Origin of the sequence: Pseudorhodobacter antarcticus (assembly GCF_900110135.1) — a bacterium.
Lineage (GTDB): Bacteria > Pseudomonadota > Alphaproteobacteria > Rhodobacterales > Rhodobacteraceae > Pseudorhodobacter > Pseudorhodobacter antarcticus.
This window is the reverse complement of the sequence record NZ_FOCO01000013.1, coordinates 1-13,166: the sequence shown is the minus strand read 5'-3', so window position 1 is coordinate 13,166 and position 13,166 is coordinate 1. Positions and strand designations below refer to the sequence as shown.

Annotated in this window: 16 protein-coding genes and 1 pseudogene; 2 read left to right on the top strand and 15 right to left on the bottom strand. The window is 57.2% G+C overall.

Annotated elements, in window-relative coordinates; all coding sequences use genetic code 11:
- Position 1: 1 nt before the first annotated feature.
- The 8 genes from BMY36_RS08420 to BMY36_RS08385 all read right to left on the bottom strand — a co-directional run bounded on the left by BMY36_RS08420 (position 2) and on the right by BMY36_RS08385 (position 8,168).
- Positions 2-535 (bottom strand): NuoB/complex I 20 kDa subunit family protein, encoded by a 534-nt coding sequence (locus BMY36_RS08420; protein ID WP_050518147.1) that lies wholly within the window; start codon positions 533-535, stop codon positions 2-4.
- Entirely contained in the window at positions 526-891 is a 366-nt protein-coding gene (locus BMY36_RS08415) for an NADH-quinone oxidoreductase subunit A (protein WP_074818620.1), read from the bottom strand. The genes BMY36_RS08420 and BMY36_RS08415 overlap by 10 nt, the downstream gene beginning before the upstream one ends.
- 177 nt (positions 892-1,068) lie before the next feature.
- Positions 1,069-1,854 carry a crotonase/enoyl-CoA hydratase family protein gene (locus BMY36_RS08410; RefSeq protein ID WP_050518145.1) on the bottom strand — a complete coding sequence of 262 codons (786 nt, stop codon included), beginning with the start codon at positions 1,852-1,854 and terminating at the stop codon, positions 1,069-1,071.
- Positions 1,835-2,710, bottom strand: coding sequence for a hydroxymethylglutaryl-CoA lyase (locus BMY36_RS08405; RefSeq protein ID WP_050518144.1), 876 nt, complete (start codon positions 2,708-2,710; stop codon positions 1,835-1,837). The genes BMY36_RS08410 and BMY36_RS08405 overlap by 20 nt, the downstream gene beginning before the upstream one ends.
- Positions 2,711-3,352 carry a glutathione S-transferase family protein gene (locus tag BMY36_RS08400; protein ID WP_050518143.1) on the bottom strand — a complete coding sequence of 214 codons (642 nt, stop codon included), beginning with the start codon at positions 3,350-3,352 and terminating at the stop codon, positions 2,711-2,713.
- Entirely contained in the window at positions 3,349-5,283 is a 1,935-nt protein-coding gene (locus BMY36_RS08395) for an ATP-binding protein (protein WP_050518142.1), read from the bottom strand. The genes BMY36_RS08400 and BMY36_RS08395 overlap by 4 nt, the downstream gene beginning before the upstream one ends.
- A 74-nt stretch (positions 5,284-5,357) precedes the next feature.
- Positions 5,358-6,962: a carboxyl transferase domain-containing protein gene (locus tag BMY36_RS08390; protein ID WP_050518141.1), complete on the bottom strand. Its 1,605-nt coding sequence runs from the start codon at positions 6,960-6,962 to the stop codon at positions 5,358-5,360.
- 48 nt (positions 6,963-7,010) lie between these two features.
- Positions 7,011-8,168: an acyl-CoA dehydrogenase family protein gene (locus BMY36_RS08385; protein WP_050518140.1), complete on the bottom strand. Its 1,158-nt coding sequence runs from the start codon at positions 8,166-8,168 to the stop codon at positions 7,011-7,013.
- Positions 8,169-8,305: 137 nt separating this feature from the next.
- Between BMY36_RS08385 and kdsA the strand changes: the two genes are divergently transcribed.
- Positions 8,306-9,136 (top strand): 3-deoxy-8-phosphooctulonate synthase, encoded by an 831-nt coding sequence (gene kdsA, locus BMY36_RS08380; protein WP_050518168.1) that lies wholly within the window; start codon positions 8,306-8,308, stop codon positions 9,134-9,136.
- Positions 9,137-9,146: 10 nt separating this feature from the next.
- Here the strand turns inward: kdsA and BMY36_RS20445 are convergent.
- The 7 genes and pseudogenes from BMY36_RS20445 to BMY36_RS08345 all read right to left on the bottom strand — a co-directional run bounded on the left by BMY36_RS20445 (position 9,147) and on the right by BMY36_RS08345 (position 12,340).
- Positions 9,147-9,927 (bottom strand): annotated as a pseudogene (locus tag BMY36_RS20445) (Hint domain-containing protein).
- The gene (locus BMY36_RS20440) at positions 9,815-10,150 is read right to left on the bottom strand and encodes a calcium-binding protein (protein WP_050518137.1); all 336 of its coding nucleotides are present in this window, start codon (positions 10,148-10,150) and stop codon (positions 9,815-9,817) included. The pseudogene BMY36_RS20445 and the gene BMY36_RS20440 overlap by 113 nt, the downstream one beginning before the upstream one ends.
- Positions 10,126-10,320 (bottom strand): hypothetical protein, encoded by a 195-nt coding sequence (locus tag BMY36_RS19445; RefSeq protein WP_156215046.1) that lies wholly within the window; start codon positions 10,318-10,320, stop codon positions 10,126-10,128. Before BMY36_RS19445 ends, BMY36_RS20440 begins: the two co-directional genes overlap by 25 nt.
- Positions 10,321-10,346: 26 nt before the next feature.
- Positions 10,347-10,607: a hypothetical protein gene (locus BMY36_RS08360; protein ID WP_050518136.1), complete on the bottom strand. Its 261-nt coding sequence runs from the start codon at positions 10,605-10,607 to the stop codon at positions 10,347-10,349.
- 71 nt (positions 10,608-10,678) lie between these two features.
- Entirely contained in the window at positions 10,679-10,996 is a 318-nt protein-coding gene (locus tag BMY36_RS08355) for a calcium-binding protein (protein ID WP_050518135.1), read from the bottom strand.
- Positions 10,997-11,041: 45 nt separating this feature from the next.
- A complete protein-coding gene (locus tag BMY36_RS08350) occupies positions 11,042-11,707 on the bottom strand; it encodes a phospholipase D-like domain-containing protein (RefSeq protein ID WP_074818614.1) in 666 nt (221 codons plus the stop codon).
- 42 nt (positions 11,708-11,749) lie between these two features.
- Positions 11,750-12,340: a phospholipase D-like domain-containing protein gene (locus BMY36_RS08345; RefSeq protein WP_050518133.1), complete on the bottom strand. Its 591-nt coding sequence runs from the start codon at positions 12,338-12,340 to the stop codon at positions 11,750-11,752.
- Between the two features lie 116 nt (positions 12,341-12,456).
- On the opposite strand from BMY36_RS08345, the gene BMY36_RS08340 reads away from it, so the two are divergent.
- Entirely contained in the window at positions 12,457-13,089 is a 633-nt protein-coding gene (locus BMY36_RS08340) for a Fic family protein (RefSeq protein ID WP_050518132.1), read from the top strand.
- Positions 13,090-13,166: the final 77 nt, after the last annotated feature.

Sequence of the window (13,166 nt, the reverse complement as noted above, 5' to 3'; positions counted from 1 at the left end):
CTTAACGAACCAGCGTGCCGGTACGGCGAATTTTGCGCTGCAACTGCAAGATACCATATAGCAACGCCTCAGCACTTGGGGGGCAGCCGGGCACGTAAATATCAACCGGAACAATCCTGTCACAGCCACGCACCACAGAATAGCTATAGTGGTAATACCCGCCCCCGTTTGCGCAGGACCCCATGGAAATCACGTAACGCGGCTCTGGCATCTGGTCATAAACCTTGCGCAGCGCCGGGGCCATTTTGTTGGTCAACGTGCCTGCCACGATCATCACATCCGACTGCCGCGGCGATGCGCGGGGCGCAAAGCCAAACCGTTCCACATCATAACGCGGCATCGCGGTATGCATCATTTCAACCGCGCAACAGGCCAACCCAAAGGTCATCCAGTGCAGCGATCCCGTGCGCGCCCAGTTGATAATATCCTCGGACGAGGTCAGCAAAAATCCTTTGTCCTGCAATTGAGCATTCAAGGCTTGCGTCGAAGCCTCCAGATCCGCGGCTGCGGTGTTGGAACCTGCCATCACTCCCATTCCAGCGCTCCTTTTTTCCATTCATATGCAAAACCGACCGTCAAAACGGCCAGAAACACCATCATCGACCAGAACGCGGTCATCGAAATTTCGCCAAAGGCGACAGCCCAAGGGAACAAGAACGCCACTTCAAGGTCAAAAATGATGAACAAGATCGACACCAGATAGAAGCGAACATCAAATTTCATGCGCGCGTCGTCAAAAGCGTTGAAGCCACATTCATAAGCCGAAACTTTTTCTGGGTCGGGGTTGCTGACCGCCAGCACGACTGCGGCAAGCAACAAAACCAGCCCCAGTCCAATAGCAATGGCCAAGAAAATGATTATCGGCAGATATTCCCGCAGCATTTGATCCACGAAGTTGCTCCTATCCATCAGGGCACACGACCATCCAGCGCCGAAGGGCGAAAGACATTTAGTGTTCAATGTACTCCTCCACCTGGGCGGGGTCAACCGAAGGCCGTGTGAAAACCCCCGCGAAAACGTGGTAAATTCACTGAATTAAAAATATGGCTTAAGGGCTTAATGCGCCCCTCATTGCACCCAGCTTGGCCTGGTCTTTGCGAAAAATGCAGCAAGGCCCTCAGCGCACTCCGCGCTTTCCCAGCGGGTGACAAGGGCTGCGATGCTTACCTCAATCTGGGCCGCATCGGGGGCCGGAGATAGATGCCTTATCAATGCCTTAGCCTCTACCACAGCACCGGGTGCGCAAGACAGATATGACAGCACTTCCACCTCAATCGCAGCATCCAAACCATCGGCCGGGACCAATTGGCTTATCAAGTTCAACCCAACCGCTTGTGCTGCATCAAACACCCGGGAGGAAGCAAAAACCCTGCGCGCACAGGCTGCCCCCATCCGCGCGATCACATAAGGACCGATGGTCGCAGGGATCAGGCCCAGGCGAGTTTCGGTCAAGCCAAATCGCGCGCCTTCCACCCCAACGACCACATCGCAAACCGCCATCAACCCAATCCCACCGCCATAGGCCTGCCCCTGCACGCGCCCGATCAAAGGCTTGGGCAAATTGTTCAACGCGGCCAACATCATCGCCAATTTGCGTGCCTCAGCGGCGCGTGTCGGCCCATCAGCGACCATTTGATCTCGCATCCAGCCTAGATCCCCTCCTGCACAAAAACTGTCGCCAAGTGCGGCCAGCACTACCACGCGTACCGCCGTATCTGCCGCCAGAACAGTTGCCGCATCGGTCAAATCCGCAATCATCTGCGCTGATATTGCATTGCGTTTTTCAGGCCGCGCCAGCGTCAAGGTCGCCACGCCCCGTGCGTCTGTTTGCAGATCAATTGTCTGATATGTCATGCTTATCCCGCCTTGTCATTGCCCACGCCATCCCCGCCGCTTGGTCCAACAGCCCCACATCTAAACCATGCGCAAACCCTTGGGCGGTCAAATAGCGCGCCACCCGCTCTGTCGCCACATTACCCGCCGCCCCCGGCGCATAAGGGCAACCGCCAAGGCCCCCAACCGCCGCATCAAACACCCGCAGCCCCCGCGCAAGTGATGCGCCAATATTTTCCAGCGCGCGACCGTTGGTATCATGGTAATGCCCCGCCAATTGGCCAGTGGGCACCACCTTCAAAACCGCGTCCAACATGGCATCTATCGTTTGCGGCGTGCCGCGCCCAATTGTGTCACCCAGACTGATCTCATGGCACCCTAAATCGCTCAGCGCAGCCGCCACACGCGCGACATCATCGGGGGGCACAGGCCCATCAAAAGGGCAATCCGTGACACAAGACACATAGCAACGCAGCTTGACCCCATCGCGTCGCGCCGCCTGCGCCACCGGGGCAAAGCGCGCAAGGCTTTCGTTAATCGTCGCGTTCAGATTGGCCTTTGAAAACCCTTCAGAGGCTGAGGCGAAAATCGCCACCTCATCAACCCGCGCCGCGCGCGCCGCCGCATAACCTTGCATATTGGGGGTCAGCGCCGCGTATGTAACACCGGGCACACGCGCGATTTGCGCCATAACCTGCGCACTGTCGGCCATTTGCGGCACCCATTTTGACGACACGAAACTGGCCACCTCCACCCGCCGAAAGCCTACGCGCGACAAAATATCAATCAATGCCACCTTTTCGGCCAAGGGAATCAGCCGCGTCTCATTTTGCAGACCATCTCGCGGGCCAACTTCGCAGATTTCAACGCGCTCCATTTACGCCTCCGGTGCGGGATAAAAGTCGCGGGTATAGATCTTGGCGGGGCCATCCTTGGCCAATGCCGCCCGAAACGCAGGGCGCGCCGTCAGTCGGTTCAAATATTGCTGCGCCGCAGTCGACAAGCGAACAAAACGTTGACCCAGCCACAGCCCGTATCCGCATTGAATATCCGCCGCTGAAAAATCTTCCGCCACATATCCATCGCCTGCTTGCGCTGCGACCGCCTCAAGGCAATTTGCCAGCCGCTTCGCCTCCAGACGCATCACTGTCGGGGATCGCATGCAATCCTCGCGCAGGGCGATGTTATGCTGGGTCAGATTGGCCAGATGTTGACCAATGGTTTCACCAAAATGCACCCATTCCAGATAGGTGCTGCGGCCCGCCTGCCCCGGACCGCGCATCAAATGCGGAGCGCGGGTTTCCACCAAATATTCTGCAATCGCGCCGCTTTCAAACAATGCTTGCCCGTCGATTTCCAAGGCAGGCACGCGACCAACGGGCGACAAGGCCAAATAAGCAGGATCGCGCAGGGTTTTGTCGAACGCATGTGGGATCAGATCAAAGGGCAGCCCGATCTCCTCTAGCAACCACAAAATGCGAAAAGATCGTGATTGTGCGATATGGTGCAGCCGGATCATTCCGACCCCTCTAACAAGATCAGGGCCACCCCCGCCTCGACCTGTTCGTCCGCTGATGCCAGCACTTCGGCAACAACCCCATCGCGCGTGGCGGTCAGGGTATGTTCCATCTTCATCGCTTCCAGCACACACAAACGGTCACCCGCCGTGACCGTCTGGCCTGCCACCACAAAAACGGCCTTCACCATTCCCGGCATCGGCGACAGCGTGGCGCGCCCATCCCCTGCCACCACAGCATCTTTCGCCAAGGGATCCATCGGGAAAAAGCTAAACGCACATTCTGGTGCAAAGACCGTCACACTGGCCCCTGTCCACATCGCCTTTGCGCCTATCGCCCCGTCTATGTGCCAAAGTCCGTTTTTGCGATCTGCAACCAGTGTTTGACCGTCCATGGTAACACGCGCGGCGTTGGGGCCAAGGAGTTCCAGCATCGCATCGCACACCGCGCTTTGATGCCGCAAAAGGATGGTTTGACGCAAAGGGTTCCATTGAAAAAAACCCGCTAAAGCATCGTTTGGTAACTTGGCCACTTCCAATGCCGCAAGCGCTTTGATGGGCGCAGTGGCAATGGGCGTTTCAATCAAAGCATCTAAATCCCGCCCAATCAATCCTGTGTCAACATCCCCCTGACCAAACCCTTGATGCCGGGTCAACGCGACAAGGAACGCAAGGTTCGTGACCGATCCCGCCACTTGCGTTTGCACCAAGGCGCGCGACAGTTTCGACAATGCCACGGCGCGGCTGGGTCCGTGCGTAATGATCTTGGCGATCATTGGATCGTACCACGGGCTGATGGTGTCACCCGCCCGCACCCCACTGTCCGCACGCGCATCACATGGGAATACCAAATGGTCCAACCGCCCCGTTGCCGGTAAAAACCCGGCGAGTACATCCTCAGCATAGAGGCGGGCCTCAAACGCGTGGCCTTTAATTGTCAAATCCTGCTGGCGCAGCGGCAAGTGTTCGCCAGATGCCACCCGAAGCTGCCATTCGACCAGATCAACCCCAGTAATTGCCTCGGTCACGGGATGTTCTACTTGCAACCGTGTGTTCATTTCCATGAACCAAAACCGATCAACGCGCAGGCCGTCACTGGCATCAACGATAAATTCGATGGTGCCGGCCCCTTTATACCCAATCGCGCGGGCAGCATTGACGGCCGCATCGCCCATCGCGGTGCGCATTTGGGGTGTCATGCCGGGGGCTGGCGCCTCCTCAATCACTTTTTGGTGGCGCCGTTGTAGGCTACAATCGCGTTCAAACAAATGCACCGCATCCACACCATCGCCAAACACCTGCACCTCAATATGGCGGGGTTTATCGACATATTTCTCAATCAGTACTGCGTCATTGCCAAACGCGGTCGCCGCCTCACCTTGCGCGCTTGCCAATGCGGCTGCAAAATCGCCTGAATTGGCGACCAAGCGCATGCCTTTGCCCCCACCACCCGCCACGGCCTTTATCAACACAGGATAGGTGATTTTTAACGCTTCCGCAGCCAAATGTGCTGAGTCTTGGTTTTCACCAAGATAGCCGGGCACCACCGGCACCCCTGCAGCCATCATCAGCCGTTTCGCAGCATCTTTCAGCCCCATCGCGCGGATTGCCTGCGCTGAGGGGCCGATGAAAACCAGACCCGCAGCATCTACAGCATCAACAAAATCTGGGTTTTCCGACAAAAATCCATAACCGGGATGGATTGCCTGCGCGCCCGTGGCCTGCGCCGCCGCAATGATCATATCGCCGCGCAGATAACTGTCACGCGGGGCAGATCCACCGATATGAACCGCCTCATCCGCCATCGCAACATGTTTGGACGCAACGTCGGCATCGGAATAAACTGCGACCGTCGCAACGCCAAGTTTATGGGCGGTTTCGATAATTCGGCAGGCAATTTCACCACGGTTGGCGATCAGTATCTTTTGAAACATGGGGCGTCTCGCTTGGTTAAGGTCGCCGGGGGCCAGCCCCCAGAACCCCGGGATATTTGGGACCACATGATGATTTACATGCGGAAAATGCCGAATTTGGTAGGCTCAATCGGGGCGTTAAGGGCGGCAGAAAGGGAGAGGGAGAGAATTGCACGGGTTTTACGCGGGTCAATGATCCCATCATCCCAAAGCCGCGCACTGGCATAAAGCGGGTGGGATTGCGCCTCAAACATATCCAACGTGGGCTGTTTAAAGGCCGTTTCTGCCTCTACACTCCACGCGCCACCTTTGCGTTCAATGCCGTCGCGCTTGACCGATGCCAACACCCCTGCCGCCTGCGCGCCGCCCATAACCGCGATGCGCGAATTTGGCCATGACCACAAAAAGCGCGGGCTGTAAGCGCGCCCCGCCATGCCGTAATTGCCCGCGCCAAAAGAGCCGCCAACCAACATGGTGATTTTGGGTACATTGGTGGTCGCCACAGCCGTGACCAGCTTGGCGCCGTGGCGCGCAATCCCTTCAGATTCGTATTTGCGCCCCACCATGAACCCCGTGATGTTTTGCAAAAAAACCAAAGGGATGTTGCGCTGGCTGCACAGTTCCACGAAATGCGCACCTTTCACAGCCGCCTCTGAAAACAGCACGCCATTGTTGGCCACAATCCCGACCGGGCAGCCGTTTACATAGGCAAAACCCGTGACCAGCGTCTCGCCGAACCGCGCTTTGAATTCATCAAAACGCGACCCATCAACCACGCGGGCAATCACCTCACGGATGTCATAGGGCGTGCGCAGATCGGGGGGCACGAGGCCAAGGATTTCATCGGGGTCATAGGCCGGATCTTCTGCCGATTGCCATTGCACGGTCACAGGTTTGGCGCGGTTCAAATGGCTTACCGCACGGCGGGCAAGCGCCAATGCGTGCGCATCATCCTCGGCCAGATAATCTGCGACGCCAGACAGGCGGGTATGCACGTCGCCGCCGCCAAGGTCTTCGGCGCTGACGATTTCCCCGGTGGCAGCCTTGACCAATGGGGGGCCCGCCAGAAAAATCGTGCCTTGGTCGCGAACGATGATGGTCACATCGGACATGGCGGGAACATAAGCGCCGCCAGCGGTACATGACCCCATGACCACGGCGATCTGCGCAATCCCTTTTGCCGACATGCGGGCCTGATTGTAAAAAATCCGCCCAAAATGGTCGCGATCGGGAAACACCTCATCTTGGTTGGGCAGGTTGGCCCCGCCTGAATCGACCAAATAGATGCAAGGCAGATGGTTTTCTTCGGCAATTTCTTGGGCGCGCAGGTGTTTTTTGACCGTCATTGGATAATAAGTACCACCTTTGACGGTCGCATCATTGCACACCACCATAACCTCTTGCCCCATGACGTGGCCAATGCCCGCTATGACGCCCGCACAAGGCGCTTCACCACCATAAAGCCCGTGCGCAGCCGTGATCCCAATTTCCAAAAACGGCGACCCGGGGTCTAGCAAGTTTGCCACCCGGTCCCGAGGTAGCATTTTACCGCGCGAAATGTGCCGCGCTTGGGATGCCGCCCCGCCCCCTGCCGCCGCAAGTGTCGCGGCCTGTGCAACAGCATCCAACATCACCAGATGGGCGGCCCGATTGGTGCGGGCGGCTTCCGAATTGGGCAGGAACGTCGATTGCAACTTCATCAGGGCCTCTTGGGTGACTGCAAACTTAAAGGGACGAAAAACACATGATTAAGTTGCCAAAACCTCTCGGCCAATCAGCATCCGCCGGATTTCAGACGTGCCAGCCCCAATCTCCATCAGCTTTGCATCGCGAAACAAGCGTGACACAACACTGTCGGCCAAAAATCCGGCACCGCCCAAGGCTTGCACCGCTTGATGCGCCTGCACCATTGCTTGCTCCGACGCGTAAAGCACGCAGGCCGCCGCATCGGCGCGCGTCACCACGCCACGATCGCAGGCGCGCGCCACCGCATAGACATAGGCACGGGCGGAATTCATTGCCGTATACATGTCGGCCACTTTGCCTTGCATCAGTTGGAAATTGCCAATGGGTAGGCCAAATTGTTCACGGGTTTGCAGATAAGGCACAACCTCATCCAGACAGGCCGCCATAATCCCGGTGCCGATGCCAGACAGCACCACCCGCTCATAATCCAGACCCGACATCAGGACCCGCACGCCTTTGCCCTCAAGGCCCAGCACGTTTTCAAACGGCACTTCGACATTGTCAAAAATCAGCTCTGCGGTGTTGGATCCGCGCATCCCCAGTTTGTCGAAATGCGGGCTGGTGGAAAACCCCTTCATGGTCTTTTCCACAATAAACGCGGTCATGCCCTTGCTGCCCGCCTCCGGGTCGGTTTTGGCGTAAACCACCAACACGTCGGCATCCGGGCCATTGGTAATCCAATATTTGTTGCCCTTCAGCGCGTAGTATCCATCCTTCTTTTCCGCCCGCAACTTCATGCTGACCACGTCCGACCCCGCCCCCGCCTCAGACATCGCCAACGCGCCAACATGGGTTCCAGCAATCAAACCGGGCAGGTATTTGGCCTTTTGACCTATTGTGCCGTTCAGCTTGATCTGGTTCACGCATAAGTTGGAATGGGCCCCGTATGACAACGAAACGGAGGCAGAGGCCCGCGCGATTTCCTCAATCGCGATCACATGCGCAAGGTATCCCATGCCCGCACCGCCTTCCTCCTCGGCCACAGTGATCCCCAGCATGCCAAGGTCGCCCATTTCGCGCCACAACGCCGCTGGAAAGACATTATCGACGTCAATCGCTTGCGCCATTGGCTTTACCCGTTCTTGCGCCCAGCGATGCACCATATCTTGCAGGGCCACGATATCATCGCCCAAATCGAAACGCATTGACGCCATGAACATTCAGCAACCCCCGCCTGAATTGAACGTATGTTCATTTAATGCACCCATGCACAGGCTCGTGTCAAGAAAAACCAATCTTGCTTGACACGCGGGCGGGCTTGCGCCACCGCAGGGGGGTGCAAAATGTGGGGCCTGAAATGCAAGCAAAGACATCCGTAACCGCCGGCAATGTGGTGTTTGATAACGCGGCCCCCGTGGCCTTTATCCTTGGCCCCTGCCAAATGGAAAGTCGCAACCACGCGCTGGAAATGGCGGCTGCGATTGACGAAATTGCGCGAAACGTCGGCGTGCAGGCGGTGTTCAAAGCCAGCTATGACAAGGCCAACCGCACCAGCCTGACCGGCCCGCGCGGCATCGGCATGGCACAAGCAATGGCGGTTTTTGCTGAGGTAAAAGAACGTTTTGGCATGCCCGTGCTGACCGATGTGCATGAAGCCGCCCATTGTGCCCCCGCAGCCGAGGTTTGTGACATTCTGCAAATCCCAGCTTTCTTATGCCGCCAAACGGATCTGCTGATTGCTGCTGCCCAAACCGGCCGAGTGATCAACGTGAAAAAGGGGCAATTTCTTGCCCCTTGGGATATGGTGAATGTAGTGGCGAAAATCACCGGGTCAGGCAATAACAATGTGATGTTAACCGAACGGGGGGCCAGTTTTGGCTACAACACATTGGTCAGCGATTTCCGCAGCTTGCCCATTATGGCGCAAACCGGCGCACCTGTGATCTTTGATGCAACCCATTCCGTGCAGCAACCAGGGGGAATGGGCGGATCATCAGGCGGGCAGCGCGAATTTGTGCCTGTTCTGTCTCGTGCGGCGGTGGCAGTGGGTGTGGCAGGGGTTTTCATTGAAACCCACGACGACCCAGACCGCGCTCCATCAGATGGCCCCAATATGGTGCCTTTGTCCGAATTGGCCGGACTTTTGACCAGCCTGAAGGCGATTGATGCTTTGGTAAAGGCTACCTAACCGCCCCATCTTAACTGGAATGACTAGCCAACAGCACCATCGCCTCATGCTTGCGCAGGCTGGGGCGGGCTGCGACATACTCAAGCGCGTCTTGGCCTTGCAACTCGGGGAACAAGGCCAGAACTTCTGCCGGTGCGGCGTGATCTAGGCCGCAGAGGCTAGCATCGCCGGGCTGAAAGCTTTCGGTCCAGACCCCATCGACCAAGATAATCTCATGTGCTTCACACATCACATGGTCGTGAGTGACGCAATCGACCGAAACGGGTGCAATACCGTCCAAAACCGTCAAGTACTTGGCCGCAAACAACACTTCATCGGCGCCAAACCACAGATTTACGGCGTCACCACTGATCAACATGCGATGCTGAGGTGACACACACATCTTGCAAAGGCGCACGCGCGCCCAGCGCACCTGCAGAAATTCGGATTGGACGCAGATGGGGGGCCGCCGCCAAGGCCTGCTGCGTCAGGGTTTTATGCCCAACCCAAACCAAGGGTTGAAACCCTTGGTCCTTTGTCAAAACGCGGTCACCTCGGCGCAAGATTTCCACCAGAACCGGACCGCGATCGGTTTCAAAGCGACTGCCAGGGATAAAACAGGGCACAATCGTCTCAATCCCAGTGAATTGCAGGGTGGACACGACGGTGCCGCTGGCATCCAAAAACTCTACGTAACCGTCAAAGCCGTTGCCGTTGCTGTCCGCCCCGATGATCACCACATTTTTTTGATCCACCAACGGGCGCAGGCCCCAAACGCAAAATATCTGTGTCAATGCCGACAACGCTGCCATCGACGGTATCATTGCCGCCTGCGTAAATCACATCTGCGCCGGACCCGCCAAAAATCTGATCTGCAACGCCGTCCGCCGCTTTGGCATAAATCAGGTCATTGCCCGCCCCGCCATAGACCGTATCCGCACCTTCGCATGCGGCGATCGTGTCATTGCCCGTTCCGGCATAAATCAGATCATCACCGCCGCCCGCGTCAATCAGATCATTTCCAGCCTCGCCCAACGTGGGCGTCCTCGCATAAATCCCTTGTCGATGATCAAGGAAGGGTAAGTGCCCAGCCCCGCCCCCATAGGCCGAATGACAATACTGGTGACGGGCGTGCTTGGCGTGATGGTAAAGCTATAGCTTTCATACCCGGTGGATTGCACCGTGACAGATCCTAAAACCGTCATGGTCGATTGGTCGAGCATCTGGAAAACTAAGGGATATTGGCCGGGGTAAACCATTGCCCGCCAATATTATCCGATGAAATCGCATCCAGCGTGACAGTGCAGGTGACACCCGCCAAAAGCGGCGCTGCCAAGGCTTGGCTCATCGCTTCTTGGGTGCCGTTCGTGGTGCCCCACATCGTCACATAACCCGTGCCATCCGCAGCATAATTGGTGGTGTTCCAGCTTTCCGCCGCTGCGCCATCATCGGCACTGTCTGGTGATCCCGAAAAGTTGGCCCAGCCCGTCAACCCATTTACGCCATTTGCGCTGTGGGTGCCGTTTTCAAATCCACCATTGGCGATCAGATTGGGGCTGCTGTTTACAGACCCATTGTGTCGTTGCCGTCGCCGCCAAACAGAGTGTCGTCACCCGTCCCGCCAAACACACTGTTATCGCCGTTGCCCGCGTCCAGACTGTCGTTACCCAACCCACCATAAAGACGGTCATCGCCGTCACCGCCCTCAAGCGTGTAATCCCCCGCGCCACCAGACAGGTGGTCGTTGCCATCCTCGCCATAAATTCCATCGTCACCACCATGACCATAAAGAAGGTCGTCACCATCGCCGCCAAAAATATCGTCAGAATCGACGCTTCCGTCGATCTGATAATTTGAAGGGGTGCCATAAAAGGTGGGCATAAAGGTGATCTTTGCAATTGCGGAACGGTTGAAGGGGATGCGACGTTAGGCGACGCGCTGCCAGATGGTGTTGAAGTCAGTCTCAAACTGGGCAGCAAGCGCGGGGTCATTTCGGAATAAAATGCGATATTCTGCGTGACGATTGGCGGAATCTTGGGTCAGATTGGCGGTCCCGGTCACCACGCTGTGGCAATCTTGGGCCAGAATGTAATTTTGGTGCATCCGCCGATTGGTGCCTCGAACGGTGATCGGCAACCCTTCGGTTTTTGCGCGCGCAGCCAAATCCTCGCCAAAAACTTTGCCAATTTTACGGTCAAGCAACACCTCAATAGGGCAGCCGCGGCGGGCGGCCTCTATCAACGCGCCGTATTCGGGCACACGCGCCGACATGGCGTACATTGCGACTTTCAATCGCCCGCCGTCTGGCACAGCGCGGATTGCCTCGAACGCAACTGCGTTCACCGAACATGGGGCAGGCCGGCGCGCGCCGAACGGTCGCAACAAATCAAGGTTTCGGCTGTTGTTGGCTGGGGCAAACCCGTAATGTGCCTCGCGCCTTGTCAGGTAGCGGCCAGAGAACGCAGGCAGAATAGAACCTTCGCACAGATAGGTCTGGCCGCGCGCGCCCATGTCAGTTGCAGGTACGGTTTCGGATTCAGTTCTGGGCGCATATGATTCAAGCACAGCCTGCAAATCATCCAGATTGTGCATATTCCCCCCAGATTGCACCTTTTGGCGCGCAATGATTGCCAACTACGCCGCCTGCGCCGGGGCGACAGACGCAAAAAAATCCCCCCACAGGGCCGCAAATTCAGCACAAAAGGCATCCAGCACCACATCGGTCACGCCATCGCGCACCAAAAGCAGTGTGTTTTCATACGCAACCGCCCCGCGTGCGCTCCAGTTGAAACTGCCAAGGATTAACCGTTCCGCATGCCCCGCACGGGTCATCAACATGGTTTTGTGATGCAACATCCCGTGGCTGGTGTGATACCGCCAGCTAACCCGCTCGCTGATAGGGTCAGTGGAATAGGGCAAATCCAACTTGTATTTCAACGTGATGCGACCGGATGGGTGCGCCGCCAGCCGCGACACAACACTGGGGCTTTTCGGCGCGCCTTGGCTCCAATCAGCTAGAATTTTAATGTGTATGGTATCGCATTGCGCGACCAGCGTTTCCATCGCCGTGGCAATGTCTGTACCGGCAAACGCAAAGGTCATCACCTCTAGGGTAATGATATCGGATGTGGCTTGGGCAATGGTCATGATTTCGTCAAGCTGCGCCAAAATCAGGCCTTGGTGCACGCTGCCACCATCAATGCTGGAAAACAAAACCTTTTTCATCAACCAATTCCTCGGTACATCACACACCACTGGCGCAAACATCGCGAAAAATCATGATTAGATAATTGTCAAACCGTGGCAGGAGTAAGATAGGTTTTGGGAATTAGGGCCACACAATGGCGCGCGACACAGGATCGTCTGAACCCGGCACCGCCGCAGGGCGCGCCGCAAGCATCCGGCGGACGGCCACGCGGTTGAACGCCGCAGCCATTGCCCTGCTGACAAACCGCTGCACCACGGCCGAAGCTGCATTTCGGACCTTGCCCACCCCCCAACTCTGGCCGCTGATGGGCGATCCGCGAACACTGCATCGACAGCTTTACGGCGGCCTTTTTGCCGATCAGGTGGTGGGTGCGTATCGCGGCAGCCCAGCGCCACTGCTGCAAACGCCAAGGCGTATTGTTGTTACGCGCGTTATGGCCCCTGGCCTGCGCCGCAATGACCCTTGTGCGCCGCCCAGCGCCGTTGGCCCCGCCATGCAACAGCTGTGCGACGACATCGCAAAGTTTTGGCACATGCCGCCTACAGCCCTGCTGCCCCACCTGTGCGATATGACCCACAGGATGTTCTGGATCCATCCCTTCTTGGATGGCAACGGCCATGTCTGGCGATTGACGATGATTGCGCTGGCACGACGCACCGATCTTTCCGTTACACCACAGTGGCAAGTTGCCAACCGCCCTTACGGCCCCGGCTTTGGTCTTGGCTTGCAACGCTATTCTGTTCCATCCCGCCCTCCGTGCCAATAATCGTGAGACAATCGACTGGCTGAAGTTTACACTTGAGGGCGCAGGAGAACGAACAGATGGTCATGCCTTCACAGATG